A 20966-nucleotide genomic window follows, 5' to 3' on the forward strand; every position below is an offset into this window, starting at 1 on the left:
GATGAAAAGAAGACAATTAATAAAAAACTTAGGATTAGGTGGAGTGGCACTCGTTGCAACACCTACAGTATTAAGCCTACTACAAAGCTGTAAAGCAGACGGGCCAGTGTTTGAACCTGTGTTTATTAATAACTCACAAGGTAAAGCGCTTCGTCATATTGTAGATCTTATCATCCCATCAGATGAGGCAATACCAGGAGCTGTAGATGTAGGTGCTCATAAGTTTATAGATATGTATTGGAACGAAGTGACACCTCTTGAAGATCAAGCACAGATCAAGGCTGGTTTTGATGCTCTTGCAAATAGATTACAAGATGCTACAGGTAAAACTTTTGAAGATGCAGAGGCCGAAGATTATGACAAGCTTCTAGCCAAATATCTAAATGCTTCAAAAGAACAAGAAGAAGTATTTAATAAAAGTCTAGGTGAGTATTACCAAGCATACCAGAGAGATAAGACGGTATCCGTAGATCCAGACGCTGGCGCTTTTAGTTTACTGCAAAACGTAAGAGGTATGACTATCTGGGGCTGGAAACAGTCTGAAGAGATAGGAGAAAACGTACTTGCTTATGAACCTATTCCGGGACAACAAATAGGTTGCTTGTCAGTAGAGGAAGCAACAGGAGGAAAAGCTTACTCACTGTAATTATATGGACAGAAGAAAATTTATACAAAAAGGAGCTCTTACGGGTTCCTTTTTAGGTTTAGGGACCGTAGGTATACACGCTATGGATGCGGTTGTGAGAGATTCCGCTTTCGCGAAAGCGGAAACAGAACCACACGCTTTTAATCTCAATTATGCCCCGCACATAGGGATGTTTAATGAGCTCGCTGGCAAAAATGTTATAGATCAGCTCAACTTTATGGCAGATCAAGGCTTTACCGCTTTTGAAGATAATGAAATGCGCAATCGCCCCATTGCTGAACAAGAAGCAATGGCAGAGGTGATGCGTAGGCGTGGTCTCACTATGGGCGTTTTTGTGGCTCATAAAATACACTGGACAAAGCCAAACCTAGCCAGCGGAAAACAAGAATGGCGGGATGAGTTTCTGGCAGATATTAAGAGCTCTATTGAGGTAGCAAAACGTGTAAATGCAAAATGGATGACCGTGGTGCCTGGTCACGTAGACTTGCGTCAAAATATTGATTTTCAAACGGTAAACGTAGTAGAGAGCCTTAGACAAGCAAGCGCCTTACTAGAACCGCACGGTATTGTGATGGTGCTAGAGCCACTTAATTTTAGAAACCACCCAGGACTCTTTTTATCTAAGTCACCACAAGCATATCAAATTTGTAAAGCTGTAAACAGTCCGTCGTGCAAGATTCTTTTTGACATCTACCACCAGCAAATTCAAGAAGGAAACTTAATCCCAAACATTGAGCAGTGCTGGGACGAGATTGCTTATTTCCAGATAGGGGATAACCCAGGACGCAATGAGCCTACCTCTGGTGAGATTAACTACAAAAATGTATTTAAATACATACACAGTCGTGGTTTTAAAGGAGTTTTAGGAATGGAACACGGTAACAGTATAGAAGGAAAAGAGGGCGAGCAGCGTGTGATAGATGCGTATGTAGAGAGTGATGGGTTTTTGTAAATCTGTAATTTTAATAATAATACAATCAGAATCTCTTCGTTTCATAACGGAGTGTGTAGGATTTACTACTTTTACTCAAAACCCTAGCAAATGAGTTCATCTTTTGAAAAATACCAGAAAAGACGATTAATTACCTCCTATTTTTCGGTGGTGATTAGTATTGCTTTGGTTCTTTTTCTGTTGGGAATTTTGGGGTTACTAGTCCTCAATACTAAGAAGGTAGCAGATTATTTTAAGGAGACCATTGCTGTAGGTGTTTACTTTAAAGACACTGCAAAAGACGTGGAGATGAAACAGCTAGAGAAAACACTTTCTCTTGCAGCGTACACAAAATCTATAAAATTTGTTTCAAAGGAAGAGGCTGCGGCAGCTCATAGTGAAGCCTTGGGAGAAAACTTTGTAGATTACCTTGGCGAGAACCCGCTTCAAAATAGCATAGACTTATATCTCAATGCAGATTATGTATCTGCAGAGAAGGTAGAAGAAATAGCAAACGAGATCGCATCAAAAGACTTTGTAGAAGAAGTAACTTATGATAAACCTCTTATATCATTGCTTAACGATAATATCAAAAAAATAAGCCTGTGGATACTCATTATCTCTGGCATATTTACGTTCATCGCTGTGCTACTTATCAATAGCTCTATACGACTATCTGTGTATGCAAAGCGTTTTACAATAAAGACAATGCAAATGGTAGGTGCGACAAAACGTTTTATAAGACGTCCCTTTGTATGGAAGAGTGTGCGCCTCGGGATTATAGGTGCGCTTATCGCTATAGCAGGTATGGCAGGAGTACTGTATTATGCAAATAAAGCATTCCCGCAACTCACATTACTAGATGACCCGCTCGTACTTGGAGCATTATTTGGAGGTGTGTTTTTAATGGGAATACTCATTACTTGGTTTAGTACCTTTCTGGCAACACAACGTTTCTTAAATTTGCGCACAGACGAGCTATACTACTAGCCGAATTACTAGATGTATTATGGGAGAACAAAAACGTAAAGAAGTATCAAAACAAACTACCGAATTTATATTTGGGAAGAAAAATTTTACGTGGATGCTTATAGGCCTTGGAGTTATAGCCTTAGGTTTTATACTTATGTCTGGAGGAGGTAGTGATGACCCTAATGTGTTTAACCCAGAGATTTACTCTTGGAGACGCATACGTCTTGCCCCAGCAGTAATACTTATAGGTTTTGGTATAGAAGTATATGCCATCTTATTAAATCCTAATAAAGGTAAGTAACATTTGCCGCTTATAACTACAGTTTTATCTTTGCCCTATGAATAATCTTGACGCATTTATCCTTGGTGTCATTCAAGGACTCACTGAGTTTTTACCTGTTTCATCTAGTGGGCACCTCGAGCTAGGTAAAGCTATACTAGGAGATACTTCTGTACCAGAAGAGAGCCTTATGTTTACCGTAGTGGTACATTTTGCAACAGCACTTTCTACCATTGTAGTTTTTAGAAAAGATATCATAGAAATTTTAAGCGGATTGTTTTCATTCAAGTGGAATGAAGAAACACAATTTTCGGCAAAAATCGTTTTGTCAATGATACCTGCTGTTATTGTAGGACTCTTTTTTGAGGAGCAACTAGAAGCACTTTTTGGTGGAAATATTATGCTTGTAGGCTGTATGCTACTTGTAACTGCGGTACTACTATACTTTGCAGATAGAGCAAAAGACACTCAAAAGAATGTTACTTTTTCAAATGCATTTATAATTGGCGTTTCTCAAGCAGTCGCTATGATACCTGGTATCTCACGTAGTGGAGCGACTATATCTACCTCTGTATTACTGGGTAATGATAAGAGTAAGGCAGCACGATTTTCATTTTTAATGGTGATTCCACTTATTTTTGGGAAAATTGCAAAAGACCTTATGGACGGTGTAATTACAACTCAAACGGGTAATGTCTCTGTACTAGTGATAGGTTTTATATCTGCCTTTGTTGCAGGACTTATAGCCTGCACCTGGATGATAAAACTTGTGAAGAAAAGTAAACTCTCTTGGTTTGCTATATACTGCCTCATTGTAGGAGTTATTGCGATAGGTTTCTCACTTTATAACTAAGTCTATGTCTAAGATAACGAGCCTTACAGATCAAGATTTTAGAGATGGCCAAGTGCTTATTTTTGACAAGCCTCTTGAGTGGACTTCCTTCCAGCTAGTAAACAAAGTGCGTTGGCTCATACGTAAGAACCGAAACATAAAAAAGATCAAAGTAGGGCACGCAGGCACACTAGACCCGCTAGCTACTGGTCTTATGATTATCTGTACAGGCAAGTTTACAAAGCGTCTACACGAGTTTATGGGTCAGGAGAAGGAATATACTGGCACCATCACTCTAGGTGGCACCACGCCTAGTTATGACCTGGAGACAGCCATAGATAAAGAATACCCTACCGAGCATATCACTGAGGAGGATATATACGCTTTCGCGAAAGCGTACCAAGGAAAAATAATGCAACGTCCACCTGTATTTTCTGCACTAAAAAAAGAAGGGAAGCGTCTGTATGAATTTGCAAGAGCAGGTGAGGAAGTAGAAATCCCGAAACGAGAGATACACATCTCATCTTTTGAAATCACACGTATTGAAATGCCCGAAGTAGATTTTAAAGTAAGCTGCAGTAAAGGTACTTATATACGATCCCTGGCGTTCGATTTTGGAGAAGGGCTTAAAAGTGGTGCTCATCTTACGGCGCTTAGAAGAACCAAAATAGGCAACTATAGCGTAGATAATGCACATCTACTAGATGACTTTATAAGAGAGATTACTCAAAGCAATCCTACCGATATCTAGAGGCGCGCCACCTACGAGCCATAACTTATGGCTTATTTTTTGTAACTTTTAAATACCTATGAAATTATCCCCATCAGATAAGGCACTACTCATTACCGTTTTTGGAGCGAGTTTTTTAGTGCTTATATTTTTCTTTTTGGGAGTAAAACCATATCAGGGTGAGATAGCAGAGGAGTTTATAGAAATACCGGTTATTACTCAAAATCTAGAAGAACCGGAGGAAGAAACCAAAACACCTGTACAGCAAAGAACTCGTCTGTCTAATCAAGCATACAACTCAAGTGAATTATCTAAAGCGCTGCAAGAAGAGGACGAGATAAGAAAGGCCATTGTACAGCGCCAGCAAAGCAGTGTTGAAAATCTTAATGAGCGCACAAATAATCAGCTCAACGCCCTGCAAGAGGCTAGAGAAGCTGCTCTAGAAGAAAAGAAGAAAGAAGTACAAGCCGCAATAGAGGCAAGAGAAGATGCTAGAGGCATTAAGAAAAAGAGCGCTTACAGACAGAGTACTGTTTCTTATAACTTAGTAGGTCGTACAGCTATTGCCTTACCTAACCCCGTGTATACTTGTGACGCTTTTGGCAAGGTGGTCATAAATATTACTGTAAATGATAAAGGGGTTATTGTAAAGAAAACGTTTAATAAAAATGCTTCTACAAGCGCAAATGGATGCCTTATAGACCAGGCTATGAAATATTTAAACAGGGCGTACTTTGATAAAGGAACAAAAGCCACACAGCTAGGCAGTGTGACTTTTGATTTTCAAGGATAAGCTTATAATCTATTTTAATAGATGAAGTAAATCTTCTACAGTGTTCTGACCTTTGTCTTTATTATACCACACTTGTAAGTCTTGTTTAAACTCTGGTGTGAGTTTACCGTGAGCTTCTTTATAATCATTTACCATTTTTGTAGCTTCAGATGGACGTGGTCCCCAGTCTCCAAGTACTTCTTGAGTTTCATTGTCAAAGGCAATAAGTCTTGGGATAGACCGACCACCGTTGTATAAAAAACGATCCATAAGCTCAAGATTTTCATCTCTTAGAATGACCTTAAAATCAATGTTAGGGTTGAGGTCTGCAAACTTTTGCATTACAGGCATTGTTTGTGCCGCGTCACCACACCAGCTTTCTGTTAGTACAAGCCAAGTGGTTTTATTGTTATATTGCTTTATTGCGTTTTGAGCTTCTTCAGACAGTTTTATGGTCTTATCTAGACGCTTCATACGTTTGTGATTGAGCATTGTATAGTTGTGCAATGCCTCTGTGACTTCTGGACCTGTATTTGTGCCTTCTAGGGCGTGAGTTTCTGTAAGTACTCTATAATCTTGGTAAGAGATTGCCTCAGAGAGACTTTCTCTTACTAGTTGTGCTGTTGTTTTTTGCATAGTTTCCATAGCCATTATGTCGCAGGCTTTACTACAAACTTACTATCTTTCGAGTTAGAAAAACAAACTGTAACCGTATGGAAAAACATAGATGTGGCTGGTGTGTGGGTGATGACCTATATGAGGCTTATCACGATAACGAGTGGGGAACTCCGCTTAGAGATGAAGATCTACTCTTTGAGTTTTTGGTTCTTGAGACTTTTCAAGCGGGATTGAGCTGGATTACAATTTTAAAAAAGAGAGAAAACTTTAGAGTTGCCTTTGATAATTTTGACTACAAGCGTATTGCCGCTTATAAGGAAGATAAAATACAATCACTCTTGCAAGATGCTGGCATAATAAGAAACAAGCTTAAAGTACGTGGTACGGTTACAAATGCAAGGCTATTTATGGAGATCCAAAAGGAATACGGCAGTTTTTCAAAATACCTATGGGATTATGTAAATAATACACCCATACAAAATCACTGGAATGACTATAAGGAATGCCCAGCAAATACGCCTCTAAGTGATAAAATATCTAAAGATCTTAAAAAGCGAGGCTTCAAGTTTGTGGGAAGCACCATTATCTATGCCTTTATGCAGGCCATAGGGATGGTAAATGATCACGATGTAAACTGTTTTAGGTACGAGATGGTACAAGAGTAGTAAAGCTACTATTTAAGATATTCTAAAAATGTTTCTCTAGGTATTTCGGCGGCGCCTAGGCTTGCGAGATGGTCTGTGTACATCTGGCAGTCTATGAGCTTGTATCCGTTTTTAGTAAGCTTTCGCGAAAGCGTAATAAATCCCACCTTACTAGCATTACTCACAGTGGCAAACATACTCTCGCCACAAAAAACACCTTTATCTTGCAAGTCTATGCCGTACAGACCTCCTACGAGTTTGTCTTCATACCAGACTTCTACAGAGATGGCATAGCCTAGCTGGTGAAGTCTTAGGTAAGCTTCTACCACGTCATTTGTAATCCAGGTGCCTTGCTGTCCATATCTTTTAATGCGTTTACAGGCGAGTATAACTTCTAGAAAATTTTGATTATAGGTAACCTTAAAGGGATTGTCACGCAGTAGTTTGCGCATAGATTTTGACACGTGTACATCTTGAGGAGCAACCACCATTCTAGGGTCTGGTGTCCACCATAAGATGGGTTGTCCCTCATTATACCAAGGAAAAATCCCAGATCTATAGGCAAGTAATAACCAGTCTGGGGTAAGATCACCACCTACCATAAGGAGACCCTCTTCGTCTGCCAGATGGTGGTCTGGAAACCAAGGATCATTAGAAAACATATGGTGATCTGGTAGTGGTAGCACAATCTAATTTAATAGTCAGGGCAAAGATAACTATGCCTTATTACTATTAAACGCTTGTATGTGGTCAAAATTCTTTCTAGTATATAAAATATATAAAAGTGCAGGGATGGTGTATATAATTGCAACGAGCGCTACTTGTGTGAGATTTTCAAGTAAAAGATAGCTTGCAACAAGCATTAGGCATCCCGTAATGGCTGCTTCTATAATTGCGCTTGAGACACGTTTTGGAGTACTGGCACGTTCACACGACTTGCATATGGGTTTATTTAACTCATTTACAGGGTGTTTACTGCTAGTGTTACTAGCTGTAAAATTCTTATAGCAATTTTGACACAGGTGATAAACTTTCATAGCTTTAAAGTAAAAAACCCAAATCAATTGAGTTGATTTGGGTTTTAAAATGTTGCTAGTAAGCACTTTATCGATCTAAAAAGGTAGATCGTCGTGGTCGTCGCTATTAAGATTTGTTGCAGGTTCAAAAGAGTCTGCAGGAGGCATAGGAGGTAATTGTTGTCCTCCACCAGCATTTGCTGCTGCAAGATTCTCTATGCGCCATCCTTGTATTGAGTTAAAATATTTTGTTTCTCCCTGTGGGTTTACCCACTCACGACCTCTTAGGTTAATGCTTATTTTTACATTTTGACCTACAGAGTAGTTATTAAGTAAGTCTGTTTTATCTTGTACAAACTCCACCATTATGTGCTGTGGATACTGCTCTTCTGTTGTGACAACAATCTCTCTCTTTCTAAACCCATTACTCCCAAAAGTTTGAGTCTCACCTATCATTTTTACTTTTCCTTGTACTTCCATCGTGTTCAATTATTAGGGTGTAAATCTATGAAAATTCTAACGTTTTGCGAGTAGAATCTTCCACGCGTTATTCACATTTTTTTGAGCCAATAATTCTTGCGCTTTTTTGTGTATCACAAGGTCATCGCCTGTTTTTACTAGTTCCTTTATATGCACATCACTTGCTATAAATGTGTCTATTTGTGCCTGGGTAGGGAGTTGCTCTACATTACCCAGCATCCCGAGGTCATTACCAGTAAGTATATCGCTCAGGCGTATGTTTTCTGGAATTTGATCTACGCCTATTCCTGTTTTTGCAATAGGTTTTGGCACTTCAAAAAGCCCTTCTTTTGCACGGCTATACCAGTTTGCGCCCATACGTGATACTTGATCTATTTTAAGTGGGTCTATGGCACCAGTGTCTGTAAGAATGGTTTTATCTATATGCATTTTAAGAATCTCGCATATCACGAGGTTACCCGCGCCACCTTGATCACCCAGCGCTTTTACCTCGATCACCTTACACTCAAACTGCACTGGAGATTCTGCCACGCGAGGAGGTGTTACCGTTTCTGAGGCAAGCTCTGTAAGACCAGCTTTTACAAATTCATTTACGCCCTTTGCATAAGCTGTACTTGCGAGCGACATTTGCTGTACCATTGCATAGTTTACCATATTTACCGTACACTCTGCAACCTCTAGCACATTATCTAGCGTGTTTTTTGTGGTATTATCTCTCCCGCTACGAGAGGGTGAGTACACAAGTATGGGAGGATTTGCCCCAAAGACATTAAAAAAACTAAAAGGAGCCAGATTTACATTACCATCCTTATCTACAGTACTTGCAAATGCTATGGGACGTGGCCCCACTGCACCTGTAAGGTGACCAAATAACTCAGAAACAGGAATATCTTTTGGATCTATAGTAAGCATATAATTTCTTTTAAAATGTAAGGTTCAAAAATACCAAATCTTATAGGGTCTATTACGCTTTCGCGAAAGCTTAACAAAAACCATAGCTACTCATTAATCATAAGTTGTGATGAATACACCCGTAGGATTAGGGGTAAAAACCCTAAGCAATATGCGCCATTATAGCTACATACTAATCTGTTTATGGTTGCATATTTGTGCTGTAGTAATCATAAAATAAAACAATTATGAAATCGCAAACAGAAGAATGGGGACTTCTAGAGCAAATATGCCAAGATGAAGAATTTGATGTGTCATTTTTTTCTATCGAGTTTCCAGATGGTAGCTCCTATGAGTATCAGAATTAGAAAACTAAAAAAATCTTAAGTTTGAATTAGCCTTTGCTTAGGCACTTTAAAACCGGCTATTGTTTGGGGGAACAATAGCCGGTTTTTTGTAACATTTTGTATCTTCAAGCCACCAATAGTAAAAACAACACAACCTATGGATATTTTTAGCAAGATTAAAGAGAAGCTCAGTAACGAGTTTATAGATATTGTAGAGTGGCTAGACTACACAGATGACACGATTGCTCACCGTTTTGAACGTTATCAAAACGAGATTAAAAACGGTGCAAAGCTCATTGTGCGTGAAGGACAGACAGCCGTATTTGTAAACGAGGGCCAACTTGCAGATGTTTTTACGCCAGGTACATATGACCTTACTACTCAAAATTTACCCATTCTTTCAACACTTAAAGGTTGGAAATATGGCTTTAACTCTCCATTTAAAGCAGAAGTTTATTTTGTAAACACACACTTATTTACAGACGAAAAGTGGGGAACTAAAAACCCTATAACATTAAGCGATGACCGTTTTGGACTAGTCGAGATTCGCGCTTTTGGCACCTATGCCTTTAAAATTGCAGATGCAGGAAAGTTTATTGTAGACATCGTAGGGACAGATAACAATTTTACAAATTTTGAAATTAATGAGCATCTCAAGAGTCTCATTGCTACTAGATTTACAGATACGGTAGGTGAAGCAAATCTCCCTATAGAGCTCTATGCGGCAAATACCTCTGAGCTTTCTGAGACGTGCCAAGAGGTAATGAAGCCAGAATTTATGTCTGTAGGTATCTCTCTTGAGAAGTTTTACATCGAGAATGTATCGATGCCAGAAGACCTCAAGAAAGAAATCTTTGAGTACAGCCGTATCGATAAGCTTGACCTAGATAAGCTTACTAAGTTCAAAACTGCCAAAGCGATAGAAGCTGCCGCTGCAAATGATGGTGGTACAGCAGGTGCAGGAATGGGAATGGGAATGGGCTTTGTACTCGCACAACAAATGGGAGGAATGATGTCTCCACAAATGGGAGGACAACAACAAGCACAACCACAAATGAATCAAGGCGGAATGATGCCGCCACCTATACCAGCCGCAGTACAATATTTTTATGCTGTAAACGGTGCACAACAAGGTCCCGTTTCTTTTGAACAATTAAAAGCGCTATTTGCAAACCGCACTATCAATAAAGAAAGCCTTGTATGGAAGCAAGGTATGGCTGGATGGACTGCATTGCAGGAGGTAGAGGAGCTTAAGTCATTTTTAGGAGGTAACACACCGCCGCCACTGCCGGTTTAAAAAATTTTAAAATGTAATAGCTTAAGTGCGCTTTCGCGAAAGCGTAATTACCCTATGCCTATATGGAAGAAAACCCCATACATAAAACCGAACTCAAAAAGGCCTGCATAAATTGCGGGGCAGAGCTCAAGTATAAGCCAGGTACCACAGCCATCACTTGTGAGTATTGCGGTCATAAAGAAGAGATATCACTAGAGACTAGCAAGTTTGAAGAGTTAGAGCTGTATCCATACCTAGAAAGTATGGGTGATCAAAAAAACAGCGAAGAGATCTCTATGTTGCATTGCAAAAATTGTGGAGCAAACCAGCACGTAGAAGAAAACTATAAATCCCTACACTGCGTGTATTGCAGTATGCCACTCATACTTGAAGATGCCCGCAAGGAAGACTGGATATTACCAGGAGCTGTTCTTCCCTTTCAGATAGATCAAAAAAAGTCTTTTCAAATATTTAAAAAATGGGTGAACGGTCTCTGGTGGGCGCCTAATAAACTTAAGAAAGCCTCACTAGATCCGCAGTTTACAAAGGGGCTGTACTTGCCTTATTGGACCTTTGATGCACAGCTTGCTGCAAACTATACGGGACAGCGTGGTGAGTATTATTATGAGACACAAACCTATCGCGATAGTGATGGTAATAGAAAGAGCAGGCAAGTGCGTAAAACAAGATGGTATCCCGCCTCTGGTCACGTGTCTGGATTTGTAGATGACACGCTCATAAAAGCATCAAAACAACGCGCTGGTAGAGTTCCCTCTAAAATTGCACGCTGGGATCTTAAAAAGCTACAACCCTTCAATAGCGGATTCTTATCTGGTTTTGTGACAGAAAAGTATACCATCCCTCTTAAAGATGGTCATACCAAGTCACGTGAGACGGCAAAGCAAATCGCCACAAGCTGGGCCGCTGGAGATATAGGGGGCGACACGCAGCGAGTAACCTCTATAGATATGAAGCTGGCAGAGGAGACCTTTAAGCATATTTTATTACCCGTTTATGTGAGCTCTTATCGTTACAATGGTAAGGAGTATAACTTCTTTGTAAACGGTGAGACGGGCGCGCTTTCTGGTAAAAGACCGTATTCGTTCTGGAAAATATTTTTTGCCATACTTGCGGGACTTATCATTATAGGTGTGATTGTAGTTTTTGCTCAGGGAGCGGGATAGTTTTTGCGTTGTAAATATTTGTTAAACGCACTGTTATAAGGTGTTAATGCCGCTTTCGCGAAAGCGGAATACTTATATCTTTAAACAAAAAAGACAATGAAATTTACAAGAAGCGCAAGCGCACACTGGGAAGGAAGCGGAAAAGAAGGAAAAGGAACAATCTCTACCGAAAGTACCGTGCTAGATAAAGCACAATATGCCTTTGGGACCCGATTTGAAGACGGAGTGGGTACAAATCCAGAGGAACTTATAGGAGCAGCACATTCTGGATGTTATACAATGCAACTTAGTTTTTTACTCAATGAAGAAGACTACGTAGCAGATGCTCTATATACGAGTGCAGACGTAACTTTTGAAGATGGGGAGATTACAAAAATTCACCTCACCACAAAAGGAAAGGTTCCAAATATCTCAACGGAGGAGTTTGAAAAAATAGTAACTAAGGCAAAAGAAGTGTGCCCATTATCTAAGCTTATGAAAGCAGAAATAACACTGCAGGCTACATTATTATAGAAGAGAACTGTTATAAAATTAAAGTCCGCTATGAAACATATCATAGCGGACTTTTTTTATATGGAATATATAGAGCTATTTACGCTTTACCGTAATCGTGCTCGTCCTGCCATTTTTTAAGCTCTGCCCACTTACCTAGAGCGGCCATTTCGGCTTGCATAGGCCAGGTGCCTGGACGATGTATTTCAAAGCGTTTACCACCAGAATTAAGTACCTCTTGACACTTCTCTACAGAAGTGCTTGCAAGTGCTGCCCACGTTTTGATATCGTGATTATGAAAGAGCTCAGATATTTTTGGACCTATTCCTTCTACAATAGTAAGATCGTCTTCTTTTATTCTTTTCTTACCATACACGCCTTTTGCCGCTGCTGCATCAAATGGTACACCTATGATACCTATAGACGGTGATGGTACACTCGTATTTGTATTTGAGATAACGGTCTCGCTTGTCGCTGCACCGGCTGCAAATGAGCTTGCCATACTTGCAGTGGTACTAGCTGCTGCTGGAGCCGCTGGTGGAGGTGTAGCCTTAAGCTTTGTTCTACACGCCTCTAGGTCTGCTTCTAATGAGGCTGTTTTCTTTCTACACGCATCAAGATCTGCCTTGTAATCATAGGTGTCGTGAGTTGTTGTTTCTTCTTTAGAACTACCAAAGAGTCTACCTAGTAAGTATCCTAAAATTCCGCATACTACTCCGGCTATAAGTGGCCAGATCCAGCAAGCTATATTTGAAAAATCCATATGTATATTTTTTAATGAGTTAGTTTATAGTTATTACGGCGCGTCTGTTTTGAGTGCGGCCTTCTTCTGTATCATTTGTTGCAATAGGGTTACGTTCTCCCTTTGTAACGGTTTTGATTTTTGCACCCGCAATCCCATTGTTTTGAAGGTATTGCTTACCAAATTCTGCACGCTCAAGTCCTAGTCTATCATTTGTAGCCATACTACCTTGACTGTCTGTGTGCCCTTCTACCGTAATGCTAGATCCTTCTACCTTATCAAGGTAACGTGTGATGTTTCCTAGTTTTTTACGCTGTTGTGCGTTGAGGTTTACAGAAGCCTCTGAGTAGTCAAAATAAATTACTAGCGGGTCTGCCTTGATAGCTTCAGCCATATTTGCAAGGTCTTCTTGCGCTTTGGCCTCATCTTCGGCGGCTTGTGCGTAGAGATTGTATGAAACAGGCCCTCTATAAATATCTCCATCTGGAACTAATTCTTCGCGTAGCTCACCATAGGTGTTAATGCGACTTGAAGAGATACCTTGATCTACAAAGTAATTTTTTACAGCAGTGGCACGTGCAAGACCTAGGTTTGCATAAGCCGAGTTGTTTACTTCATCACTGTCATAATAGCCTGTAATATTGACCATTTTATTGTCATTACCTTCTGCATCAAAATAGCCTTTAAGCTTTGCAATACCATTGTTTACATCTCCTGCTACAGGAGTAATGATGGCAAAGTCTGAACTATTAAAATTAAAATTGTCGTTGCTTGTAAAAGCAAAGTTTCCGTCTGTGCCTCTTAAATTGAAGCCCATTGAGGTGGCCGCTGTGGTAGCAGCTACTGCGTTTTGATCATCTACTGTTGTTTCTTGCTTATCTGTAGTAGGGGCAGCGCTTGCGCCGGCTCCACAACAAAAAATCCAAGCCAAAATCATACAAATGATAATCGTAAGTAGCATACCAAGTAGGTATCCTGATTTCTTACTCATATTGGTTAGGTTTAAATGGTTCGTGTGACTTAAAGTTAGTTAAAATTTTAACATAACAGCATTTTATGCATTGATTGTTAGAGATTTATGTATTTCCTCGACGATTTTAATGGGTTTATCGAGCATTTTTGGGAGTTCAATCCTTGTAAAACACATTGTTTAGTGTGTTTTGCTGATTTTCAAATGTTTACAAAAAGATAACGTCATAGGCTGTAAGTGGCAAGCCCTTATCTTAGTAAAATTACGGCGGAACGAGATTACGCTTTCGCGAAAGCGTAAAAAGAAATAATTATCTATCTCTCATAGTTAGAAGCCCAAAAACGGGACCTATAGCGAGAAGTGGTAAGACATACATAAGTGGCATAAAGTTCTGTAATAACACAAGTGTCTGTATACTTATGATGGTAATCGCAAATCCTATACAATTTACCATTGTTAAAGCGGTACCTTTTACAGATGGGGCTGCTCGCTGGGCTACGAGTGTAGAAAAAAGCGGAGAGTCTGCAATGACGACCATACCCCAAAAAATGAGAAACGCAATGACAACTGGGTAATATGCTGTGCTTAATAACAACGGCGCTATAAGGCAGCACATACCAGACAAGAGTAAAAAGAGTTTTGCCATTTTTTGAACTCCTACTTTTTGTGATAGATATCCACCAGCTATACAAGCAATGGAGCCGGCACCTATAATTATAAATGAATACAAGCTTACAGATAAGCTCGTTTCTGGATGTTGTTTTAGATAGATGATGAGAATGGCAGGAACCAGCGTCCAGAAGGTGTATAATTCCCACATATGACCTATATATCCTAGTGCGGCCTTATTAAAATTAGGATCTTTAAATATATCTTCTAGCTGTTTAAAGCTTAAGGCGCTTCCGGCCTTTCTGTATGGTCCGTCTGTCACCAATAATTGTAATAAAACCCCGCCAAATACTGCAGTACAAGAGGTAATAATCATCACGGTTTGCCAAGAGATGCTAGATAGCACATCGCCCAGCAGGTGAGGAAAAGCGGTGCCTAGCACAAGAGCACCTACTAGATATCCCAGCGAGCGACCCAGTCCTTTGTCAAAATAATCTGCTGCTATTTTCATCCCTATAGGATATATTCCGGCTAGAAAAAAACCGGTGAGAAATCGCAATAAGAGTAGTGTAGAGAGCGTGTTACCCTGCCAAATCATAGCAACATTAAACAGAGCGCCCGTGGTCGCACAAACTAGAAATACTCTAGAAGGAGAGAATCTGTCTGCAATGGCAAAAACGGCAAATAAAAGCGTACCTACTATAAACCCTAGCTGTACAGCAGTTGTAAGATGTGCTACGGCATTTTGATTAAGATAAAAATCACTTATGAGCCCAGGCATCACCGCATTACCAGAAAACCATAATGACGTGCCACAAAATTGTGCAAAAACAATGGTAGGTAAAATATGTCGTGCCGGCTTCAAATGTGATCTCGTAATTATTGTGGTAGAAAGATAGCTTTTTTGTCCGGGTGACGCTTTCGCGAAAGCATAAAAAAACCGCTCCTATAAAAGAAACGGTTTTTAATAATTATAAAGAGTATAATCTATAAATCAAACTTGATACCCTGTGCCAGCGGAAGCTCTGTGGTATAGTTTATAGTGTTAGTTTGTCTTCTCATATATACCTTCCAAGCATCAGATCCAGACTCGCGTCCTCCACCTGTATCTTTCTCACCTCCAAAGGCTCCACCTATCTCTGCACCAGAGGTACCTATATTTACATTTGCAATACCACAGTCTGATCCTGCCGCACTTAAGAAACGCTCTGCCTCACGTAAGTTATTAGTCATAATTGCAGAAGATAGACCTTGTGCTACACCATTTTGTAACTCTAGTGCATCTATAACGTCTCCAGTATATTTTAATAAGTATAAGACAGGAGCAAATGTCTCGTGCTGTACAATCTCATACTCATTACTAGCCTCTGCTATTGCTGGTTTTACATAGCAACCGCTCTCATAACCTTCACCTGTAAGAACACCACCTTCTACAATGATGTTACCACCTTCTGCTACCACACGCTCTAGGGCGTTATTATAATTTGCAACAGCATCTGTATCTATAAGTGGCCCCACGTGGTTGTTTTCATCTAGTGGGTTACCTATGCGTAGTTGACCATATGCTTTTACAATAGCATCTTTTACCGTATCATACACACACTCGTGTATGATAAGACGACGTGTAGATGTACATCTTTGTCCTGCAGTACCTACCGCTCCAAAAACGGCACCTATAACGGTCATCTTAATATCTGCATCTGGTGTCACAATTATAGCATTGTTACCTCCTAGTTCAAGTAGCGATGTACCTAGACGCTCTCCTACAGTAGCAGATACAATCTTACCCATACGTGTAGATCCAGTAGCAGATACTAGTGGTACACGCTTATCTGTGGTCATCATTTCTCCTACTTTGTAATCTCCATTTATAAGACAAGAGATACCTTCTGGCATATCATTTGCCTTGAGCACCTCTGCGATAATGTTTTGACAAGCAACACCACAAAGCGGTGTTTTTTCTGATGGTTTCCATACACATACATCACCACATACCCAAGCAAGAGCCGTGTTCCAAGCCCATACTGCTACAGGAAAGTTAAAGGCAGATATAATACCTACCACACCTAGTGGGTGGTATTGCTCATACATTCTGTGACCTGGTCTTTCTGAGTGCATTGTAAGACCGTGTAACTGGCGTGATAGCCCCACCGCAAAGTCACAGATGTCTATCATCTCTTGTACTTCACCTAGACCTTCTTGATATGATTTACCCATCTCGTAAGAAACAAGTTTTCCTAGTGGTTCTTTTACCTCACGTAGCTTGTTACCAAACTGACGTACAAGTTCTCCACGAGCAGGAGCAGGCATTGTTCTAAAATCTTTAAACGCCGCTGTAGCTGCACTCATTACCGTCTCATAATCTTCTTTTGTAGTGGTTTTTACTTTACCTATAAGTTGACCATCTACTGGTGAGTGTGATTCAATAATCTCACCGTTACCAAAGTTTTTTTGACCCGTTGAGGTTCCTTCGTTTATGGCAGAAAGTCCGAGGATTTTCATCGCTTCGTCCATTCCAAAATCTTTTGCTACTGTGCTCATCGTTTTTTTATGAATAACTGAGATAAGAAAACCAGTAAAGTTGCCTTACTCAAGGGTTAATTTCTATTTATACTTCTCAAACTTTTATGAGATGTCTATGTGAGTCAAATCTAAGAATAATTCAAAGGTTTCCATAAAAAAGGGTGTATTATTAAATACACCCTAAAAATTATTCTGTTTTTTTATCAATCTGCGGTAAAACGTTCATCTACTTCCATCACCGTACCGCAGTTGTTGCACGTTCTAAGCTCCTCACTATTATAGAAGTCCTTAAAATGTGACTGGAAGTCTTTTTCTACATCGTGCAGTTTAAAGTATACCTCGTGTAGTTTGTTATTACAATTATCACAGTACCATAAAAGACCGTCTGTTCCTTCTAGGTCTAGTCTTTTACGTTCTACTACGAGTCCTATTGAGTTGTCGTGGCGCACTGGTGAGTGCGGTACCCCAGCTGGGTGCAAGTACATATCACCAGGACCTAGTTTCATCGTGCGCTTTACACCTTCATCTTGTACGTGCACTTCAATGTGTCCTTCTAGTTGAAAAAAGAGTTCTTCGGTCTCGTTATAGTGATAGTCTTTTCTGGCATTTGGTCCACCTACAATCATAACAATGTAGTCACCAGCGTCTTTGTAAAGATTTTTATTGCCTACGGGTGGTTTAAGAAGGTCTCTGTTTTCTTCTATCCATTTATTTAAATTAAAGGGAGGTGCTATGGCCATATGTGTCTTATTTAGTTACTATAAAAGTACAAAAAGTAGTACGCTTTCGCGAAAGCGTAAAAAAAACATCCCCACCTACTTAAGCAGGTGGGGATGATAATCAAAAGATTTGGGGTTTTTTATGTTATCTAAAGAATAGTTGTGTGTAATATGGGATACCCATCTCATTCTTTACGATACCTATACCTGTATGTGTGTAATCACCTTCTAGTGCTTCTTTATGTGCTGGGCTCCCTAACCATCCCTGTACTACAGATTCTGCGTCCATATAACCGTATGCTACGTTTTCGCTTACTATATGAGCACCGCTTTGTTGTAACATTGCTGAACGCTCATAGAAGTTATCGTGACTAGGCTGGCTTTGTACCACCATATAATTAGAGTGACCTACAGCAAGATCTTCAGAATAGTTGTGCCATTGAAGTTCATTAAGACCTAAAGTTGCCCTATGGGCATTTAATACTGCAAGAACCTCCTGGGCTAATTCGATGTCGTTTTCAACATCAACTGGAGCTTCAAGATTAGAAGTCAGGTCTTCTGACTCGTTAATTGGATCGGTACTGCAAGAGCAGATAAGTAGCATTGCTGCAAAAATGCAGAGACTTTGGTTAATCAGTTTCATAATTTGGGGTTATGAGTTATGACTGCAAGATAAAAATAATTTGCACTTAATCGTATACTTTGTGTATTTAATCGATGAAATACACAAAAAATGTAGTTTTTTTTAAAATTTACAAGTAGGAAGTGTCTGTATTCATCACTTTTAAGCCGTTCAAATGCTTCTTTCTCCTTATATTAGACCTATATATTTTAGTAAAAGCCTATGAAAAAGTTAGTTACCCTTGTTATGTTGTCTTTAATTGTATGTTCTTGCGATATGCCTGTTAAGGAAAAAGAGGATAAGGTTAGTGCATCATCTATACCTGCAGATCAAAAGTTTGGTCTTGTTATACACGGAGGAGCAGGTACCATTCTTAAAAAAAATATGACCGACTCTCTTGAGAGGGCATATCGAGCAAAACTTGATGAGGCTACAAGAGCGGGTCATAAGGTGCTCTCAGATGGAGGCACGAGTATGGAAGCAGTAACAGCTGCTATTAATATTATGGAGGATAGCCCTCTTTTTAACGCTGGAAAGGGTGCTGTATTTACACACGATGGTACAAATGAGCTAGATGCTAGCGTTATGGATGGTAATACCCTTAATGCGGGAGCTATCTCTGGTGTGACTACTGTAAAAAACCCCATTGACCTTGCAGTAGCTGTAATGAACAAGTCTGAGCACGTGATGCTCAGTGCAAAAGGAGCAGAGCAGTTTGCTGCAGAACAAGGACTTGAGATAGTAGATCCATCTTACTTTTATACAGAGAGAAGGTATAAATCGCTCCAAAAAATAATAGATAAAGAAAAAACGCAACTCGATCACGACTTAGATAATAAAGTGACTTTTATGGATCCTTTTATAAAGGATAGTAAATATGGTACCGTAGGTTGTGCAGCACTAGATAAGTATGGTAATCTCGCAGCAGGCACCTCTACAGGAGGAATGACAAATAAGAGGTATAACCGTATAGGAGATGCTCCTATTATAGGAGCTGGCACTTATGCAAATAATGCAAGTTGTGCGGTAAGTAGTACAGGATGGGGAGAGTTTTTTATGCGTGGTATGGTAGCACACGATATCGCTGCTATTATGGAGTATAAGGAAGTTACATTACAAGAAGCGGCAGAAGAGGTAATCCAGAAAAAGCTTACAGAGCTAGGCGGTACTGGAGGAATTGTATCTATAGACCGAGATGGAAATGTAGCGATGGAGTTTAATACAGCAGGTATGTACCGCGCACATATGAATGCCGCAGGAGAGATAGATATAAAAATCTATAAGAACAACTAGTATGGATAGAACGTGTCCAGAATGTGGAGATAAAATTATAGGTAGAGCAGATAAGAAGTATTGTAGTTCTTCTTGTCGCAATGCTCGCAACAACAGCCAGAATAAGGACTCAAAAAATATGATGCGCAACATAAATAACAGGTTGCGCAAAAACTACCGTATACTTGAAAAACTCAATCCTGAGGAAAAGACAAAAACAACTAAGGCAAAACTAAACGCAGCGGGTTTTGACTTTAATTATTTTACAAGCATTTACACGACTAAAGCAGGTACTATATACTACTTTATATATGACCAAGGATATTTACCGCTAGATGGTGACTTTTACGCACTCGTAAAAAGAAAGAATTAATATGAAAATCTATGCCGAAACTAAAAACCTAATCCTTAGGGAGATTGTCATAGAGGATACAGGAGATATGTATCGCTTGGACAGTGATCCTCTGGTACATAAATATCTAGGCAATAAGCCTATAAGTTGTATGGGTAAAGCAAGGGCATATGTAGATTACATACGTATGCAGTATGAAACTTACGGTATAGGCCGCTGGGCAGCCATCGAAAAATCTACCGGTGACTGGATAGGGTGGACCGGCTTAAAAATGAATTTTGAAAATGAGATGAACGGTCATACAGATTTTTATGATATAGGTTATCGCTTTATGCCACAATACTGGGGTAAGGGTTATGCAACAGAGTCATCTATCGCCGCTAGAGATTACTTTTTTAAAAACTATGCTGGTAAAAAACTGTGCGGTATGGCAGAGCTGGACAACGGTGCTTCTTGCCGCGTACTAGAGAAAATAGGACTAGAGCGCAAAGATAATTTTATCTACGAGCCAGAAAATATAGAGTTGGCCTGGTTTGAAAAATCAATGTAATCTATTTCCAAGTCTGACCATTAAGCTCTAAAGCAGCTTTAAGGACATCCTTCTGGCTTATCTGGCCTACTAGTTTACCATTTTCAACTATAGGGAACCGTCTATGTTTTGATTCCAAAAATTTATTTGCCGCATCAAAAACATTCATATTGCCATCTATAGTATCTACATTAGACACCATATGATTGCTCACTTTCATATTATCCATAGGCATATTATAATATCTACTCTCTGAGATTTGCTTCATACAGTCGCCCTCAGAAATTATCCCTAGTAGTTCATTTTGTTCATTTACCACGGGACCACCAGATATTTTATGCTTTATAAGACTATTCATCACCTCAAGAACAGATTGATCTGGAGAGAAGGTGATGAGTTTTCGGCTCATATAATCGCTTACTTTTATATCTGTTGCAGTGCTTTTTACTTCTTTTGCACGTTTACCCATAAAACTTTTAATTGCCATAACTATCTGATTTTGTTGTCTTAAAGTTAG

Annotated in this window: 26 protein-coding genes; 14 read left to right on the plus strand and 12 right to left on the minus strand. The window is 39.6% G+C overall.

Annotated elements, in window-relative coordinates:
* Position 1 precedes the first annotated feature (1 nt).
* The 7 genes from MED134_RS09580 (at position 2) to MED134_RS09610 (ending at position 5184) form a co-directional block, all read left to right on the plus strand.
* On the plus strand, positions 2–646 hold the full coding sequence (locus MED134_RS09580) for a gluconate 2-dehydrogenase subunit 3 family protein (protein WP_038598285.1): 645 nt from the start codon (positions 2–4) through the stop codon (positions 644–646).
* 4 nt (positions 647–650) lie between these two features.
* Positions 651–1598 carry a hydroxypyruvate isomerase family protein gene (locus MED134_RS09585; protein ID WP_038598287.1) on the plus strand — a complete coding sequence of 316 codons (948 nt, stop codon included), beginning with the start codon at positions 651–653 and terminating at the stop codon, positions 1596–1598.
* A 90-nt stretch (positions 1599–1688) separates the two neighbouring features.
* Complete coding sequence (locus MED134_RS09590) at positions 1689–2567, plus strand: cell division protein FtsX (protein WP_038598289.1); 879 nt, start codon at positions 1689–1691, stop codon at positions 2565–2567.
* Positions 2568–2586: 19 nt separating this feature from the next.
* Complete coding sequence (locus tag MED134_RS09595; protein WP_035326394.1) at positions 2587–2850, plus strand: DUF3098 domain-containing protein; 264 nt, start codon at positions 2587–2589, stop codon at positions 2848–2850.
* Between the two features lie 37 nt (positions 2851–2887).
* Positions 2888–3682: an undecaprenyl-diphosphatase UppP gene (gene uppP / locus MED134_RS09600; RefSeq protein WP_038598291.1), complete on the plus strand. Its 795-nt coding sequence runs from the start codon at positions 2888–2890 to the stop codon at positions 3680–3682.
* Between the two features lie 4 nt (positions 3683–3686).
* Positions 3687–4412 (plus strand): tRNA pseudouridine(55) synthase TruB, encoded by a 726-nt coding sequence (truB, locus tag MED134_RS09605; protein WP_038598294.1) that lies wholly within the window; start codon positions 3687–3689, stop codon positions 4410–4412.
* A gap of 58 nt (positions 4413–4470) precedes the next feature.
* Positions 4471–5184 carry a hypothetical protein gene (locus MED134_RS09610; RefSeq protein WP_038598296.1) on the plus strand — a complete coding sequence of 238 codons (714 nt, stop codon included), beginning with the start codon at positions 4471–4473 and terminating at the stop codon, positions 5182–5184.
* Positions 5185–5193: 9 nt separating this feature from the next.
* Here MED134_RS09610 and MED134_RS09615 read toward each other — a convergent pair whose 3' ends face one another.
* Positions 5194–5808 carry a thioredoxin family protein gene (locus MED134_RS09615; protein WP_038601140.1) on the minus strand — a complete coding sequence of 205 codons (615 nt, stop codon included), beginning with the start codon at positions 5806–5808 and terminating at the stop codon, positions 5194–5196.
* Positions 5809–5876: 68 nt separating this feature from the next.
* Here MED134_RS09615 and MED134_RS09620 point away from each other — a divergent pair, with 68 nt between their 5' ends.
* Positions 5877–6446 (plus strand): DNA-3-methyladenine glycosylase I, encoded by a 570-nt coding sequence (locus MED134_RS09620; protein ID WP_038598299.1) that lies wholly within the window; start codon positions 5877–5879, stop codon positions 6444–6446.
* Positions 6447–6454: 8 nt separating this feature from the next.
* On the opposite strand, the gene aat is transcribed toward MED134_RS09620, so the two are convergent.
* From aat to MED134_RS09635, 4 genes are all read right to left on the minus strand, one after another.
* Entirely contained in the window at positions 6455–7087 is a 633-nt protein-coding gene (gene aat / locus MED134_RS09625; protein WP_038598302.1) for a leucyl/phenylalanyl-tRNA--protein transferase, read from the minus strand.
* Positions 7088–7141: 54 nt separating this feature from the next.
* A complete protein-coding gene (locus MED134_RS15200; RefSeq protein WP_148305654.1) occupies positions 7142–7462 on the minus strand; it encodes a hypothetical protein in 321 nt (106 codons plus the stop codon).
* 75 nt (positions 7463–7537) lie between these two features.
* Positions 7538–7921, minus strand: coding sequence for a DUF3127 domain-containing protein (locus tag MED134_RS09630; RefSeq protein WP_038598304.1), 384 nt, complete (start codon positions 7919–7921; stop codon positions 7538–7540).
* A gap of 36 nt (positions 7922–7957) precedes the next feature.
* Positions 7958–8833 (minus strand): flavin reductase family protein, encoded by an 876-nt coding sequence (locus MED134_RS09635; RefSeq protein WP_038598306.1) that lies wholly within the window; start codon positions 8831–8833, stop codon positions 7958–7960.
* 483 nt (positions 8834–9316) lie between these two features.
* Between MED134_RS09635 and MED134_RS09640 the strand changes: the two genes are divergently transcribed.
* The 3 genes from MED134_RS09640 to MED134_RS09650 all read left to right on the plus strand — a co-directional run bounded on the left by MED134_RS09640 (position 9317) and on the right by MED134_RS09650 (position 12132).
* A complete protein-coding gene (locus MED134_RS09640; protein ID WP_038598308.1) occupies positions 9317–10456 on the plus strand; it encodes an SPFH domain-containing protein in 1140 nt (379 codons plus the stop codon).
* A 62-nt stretch (positions 10457–10518) separates the two neighbouring features.
* Positions 10519–11619 (plus strand): DNA helicase PriA, encoded by a 1101-nt coding sequence (locus MED134_RS09645; RefSeq protein WP_038598311.1) that lies wholly within the window; start codon positions 10519–10521, stop codon positions 11617–11619.
* A gap of 96 nt (positions 11620–11715) precedes the next feature.
* Positions 11716–12132: an OsmC family protein gene (locus MED134_RS09650; protein WP_038598314.1), complete on the plus strand. Its 417-nt coding sequence runs from the start codon at positions 11716–11718 to the stop codon at positions 12130–12132.
* Between the two features lie 79 nt (positions 12133–12211).
* On the opposite strand, the gene MED134_RS09655 is transcribed toward MED134_RS09650, so the two are convergent.
* The 6 genes from MED134_RS09655 to MED134_RS09680 form a co-directional block, all read right to left on the minus strand.
* A complete protein-coding gene (locus MED134_RS09655; RefSeq protein WP_038598318.1) occupies positions 12212–12874 on the minus strand; it encodes a hypothetical protein in 663 nt (220 codons plus the stop codon).
* A 19-nt stretch (positions 12875–12893) separates the two neighbouring features.
* Positions 12894–13844: an OmpA family protein gene (locus tag MED134_RS09660; protein ID WP_038598320.1), complete on the minus strand. Its 951-nt coding sequence runs from the start codon at positions 13842–13844 to the stop codon at positions 12894–12896.
* Positions 13845–14133: 289 nt separating this feature from the next.
* Entirely contained in the window at positions 14134–15297 is a 1164-nt protein-coding gene (locus tag MED134_RS09665; protein ID WP_038598321.1) for an MFS transporter, read from the minus strand.
* A gap of 122 nt (positions 15298–15419) precedes the next feature.
* Complete coding sequence (locus tag MED134_RS09670; RefSeq protein WP_038598323.1) at positions 15420–16973, minus strand: aldehyde dehydrogenase family protein; 1554 nt, start codon at positions 16971–16973, stop codon at positions 15420–15422.
* 185 nt (positions 16974–17158) lie between these two features.
* Entirely contained in the window at positions 17159–17695 is a 537-nt protein-coding gene (locus MED134_RS09675) for a 3-hydroxyanthranilate 3,4-dioxygenase (RefSeq protein WP_038598325.1), read from the minus strand.
* Between the two features lie 124 nt (positions 17696–17819).
* On the minus strand, positions 17820–18317 hold the full coding sequence (locus tag MED134_RS09680; RefSeq protein ID WP_038598340.1) for a CAP domain-containing protein: 498 nt from the start codon (positions 18315–18317) through the stop codon (positions 17820–17822).
* A 201-nt stretch (positions 18318–18518) separates the two neighbouring features.
* Here MED134_RS09680 and MED134_RS09685 point away from each other — a divergent pair, with 201 nt between their 5' ends.
* Genes MED134_RS09685 through MED134_RS09695 form a run of 3 tightly spaced genes read left to right on the plus strand, consistent with a single transcriptional unit; the run spans position 18519 to position 20470 of the window.
* On the plus strand, positions 18519–19589 hold the full coding sequence (locus MED134_RS09685; RefSeq protein ID WP_038598343.1) for an isoaspartyl peptidase/L-asparaginase family protein: 1071 nt from the start codon (positions 18519–18521) through the stop codon (positions 19587–19589).
* A 1-nt stretch (position 19590) separates the two neighbouring features.
* Positions 19591–19941, plus strand: a complete 351-nt coding sequence (locus tag MED134_RS09690; RefSeq protein WP_038598346.1) for a hypothetical protein — start codon at positions 19591–19593, stop codon at positions 19939–19941.
* Position 19942: 1 nt separating this feature from the next.
* The gene (locus MED134_RS09695; protein WP_038598349.1) at positions 19943–20470 is read left to right on the plus strand and encodes a GNAT family N-acetyltransferase; all 528 of its coding nucleotides are present in this window, start codon (positions 19943–19945) and stop codon (positions 20468–20470) included.
* A gap of 1 nt (position 20471) precedes the next feature.
* Here the strand turns inward: MED134_RS09695 and MED134_RS09700 are convergent, their stop codons facing one another.
* On the minus strand, positions 20472–20936 hold the full coding sequence (locus MED134_RS09700; RefSeq protein ID WP_035326448.1) for a CBS domain-containing protein: 465 nt from the start codon (positions 20934–20936) through the stop codon (positions 20472–20474).
* Positions 20937–20966 lie beyond the last annotated feature (30 nt).

Source organism: Dokdonia sp. MED134, assembly GCF_000152925.2.
In the GTDB taxonomy this organism is placed as follows: domain Bacteria; phylum Bacteroidota; class Bacteroidia; order Flavobacteriales; family Flavobacteriaceae; genus Dokdonia.

Excerpts from the sequence above, each read along its gene's own strand:
- MED134_RS09580 (WP_038598285.1), top strand. The coding sequence starts at position 2 with ATGAAAAGAAGACAATTAATAAAAAACTTAGGATTAGGTGGAGTGGCA.
- MED134_RS09585 (WP_038598287.1), top strand. The coding sequence starts at position 651 with ATGGACAGAAGAAAATTTATACAAAAAGGAGCTCTTACGGGTTCCTTT.
- MED134_RS09590 (WP_038598289.1), top strand. The coding sequence starts at position 1,689 with ATGAGTTCATCTTTTGAAAAATACCAGAAAAGACGATTAATTACCTCC.
- MED134_RS09595 (WP_035326394.1), top strand. The coding sequence starts at position 2,587 with ATGGGAGAACAAAAACGTAAAGAAGTATCAAAACAAACTACCGAATTT.
- uppP (WP_038598291.1), top strand. The coding sequence starts at position 2,888 with ATGAATAATCTTGACGCATTTATCCTTGGTGTCATTCAAGGACTCACT.
- truB (WP_038598294.1), top strand. The coding sequence starts at position 3,687 with ATGTCTAAGATAACGAGCCTTACAGATCAAGATTTTAGAGATGGCCAA.
- MED134_RS09610 (WP_038598296.1), top strand. The coding sequence starts at position 4,471 with ATGAAATTATCCCCATCAGATAAGGCACTACTCATTACCGTTTTTGGA.
- MED134_RS09615 (WP_038601140.1), bottom strand. The coding sequence starts at position 5,808 with ATGGAAACTATGCAAAAAACAACAGCACAACTAGTAAGAGAAAGTCTC.
- MED134_RS09620 (WP_038598299.1), top strand. The coding sequence starts at position 5,877 with ATGGAAAAACATAGATGTGGCTGGTGTGTGGGTGATGACCTATATGAG.
- aat (WP_038598302.1), bottom strand. The coding sequence starts at position 7,087 with ATGTTTTCTAATGATCCTTGGTTTCCAGACCACCATCTGGCAGACGAA.
- MED134_RS15200 (WP_148305654.1), bottom strand. The coding sequence starts at position 7,462 with ATGAAAGTTTATCACCTGTGTCAAAATTGCTATAAGAATTTTACAGCT.
- MED134_RS09630 (WP_038598304.1), bottom strand. The coding sequence starts at position 7,921 with ATGGAAGTACAAGGAAAAGTAAAAATGATAGGTGAGACTCAAACTTTT.
- MED134_RS09635 (WP_038598306.1), bottom strand. The coding sequence starts at position 8,833 with ATGCTTACTATAGATCCAAAAGATATTCCTGTTTCTGAGTTATTTGGT.
- MED134_RS09640 (WP_038598308.1), top strand. The coding sequence starts at position 9,317 with ATGGATATTTTTAGCAAGATTAAAGAGAAGCTCAGTAACGAGTTTATA.
- MED134_RS09645 (WP_038598311.1), top strand. The coding sequence starts at position 10,519 with ATGGAAGAAAACCCCATACATAAAACCGAACTCAAAAAGGCCTGCATA.
- MED134_RS09650 (WP_038598314.1), top strand. The coding sequence starts at position 11,716 with ATGAAATTTACAAGAAGCGCAAGCGCACACTGGGAAGGAAGCGGAAAA.
- MED134_RS09655 (WP_038598318.1), bottom strand. The coding sequence starts at position 12,874 with ATGGATTTTTCAAATATAGCTTGCTGGATCTGGCCACTTATAGCCGGA.
- MED134_RS09660 (WP_038598320.1), bottom strand. The coding sequence starts at position 13,844 with ATGAGTAAGAAATCAGGATACCTACTTGGTATGCTACTTACGATTATC.
- MED134_RS09670 (WP_038598323.1), bottom strand. The coding sequence starts at position 16,973 with ATGAGCACAGTAGCAAAAGATTTTGGAATGGACGAAGCGATGAAAATC.
- MED134_RS09675 (WP_038598325.1), bottom strand. The coding sequence starts at position 17,695 with ATGGCCATAGCACCTCCCTTTAATTTAAATAAATGGATAGAAGAAAAC.
- MED134_RS09680 (WP_038598340.1), bottom strand. The coding sequence starts at position 18,317 with ATGAAACTGATTAACCAAAGTCTCTGCATTTTTGCAGCAATGCTACTT.
- MED134_RS09685 (WP_038598343.1), top strand. The coding sequence starts at position 18,519 with ATGAAAAAGTTAGTTACCCTTGTTATGTTGTCTTTAATTGTATGTTCT.
- MED134_RS09690 (WP_038598346.1), top strand. The coding sequence starts at position 19,591 with ATGGATAGAACGTGTCCAGAATGTGGAGATAAAATTATAGGTAGAGCA.
- MED134_RS09695 (WP_038598349.1), top strand. The coding sequence starts at position 19,943 with ATGAAAATCTATGCCGAAACTAAAAACCTAATCCTTAGGGAGATTGTC.
- MED134_RS09700 (WP_035326448.1), bottom strand. The coding sequence starts at position 20,936 with ATGGCAATTAAAAGTTTTATGGGTAAACGTGCAAAAGAAGTAAAAAGC.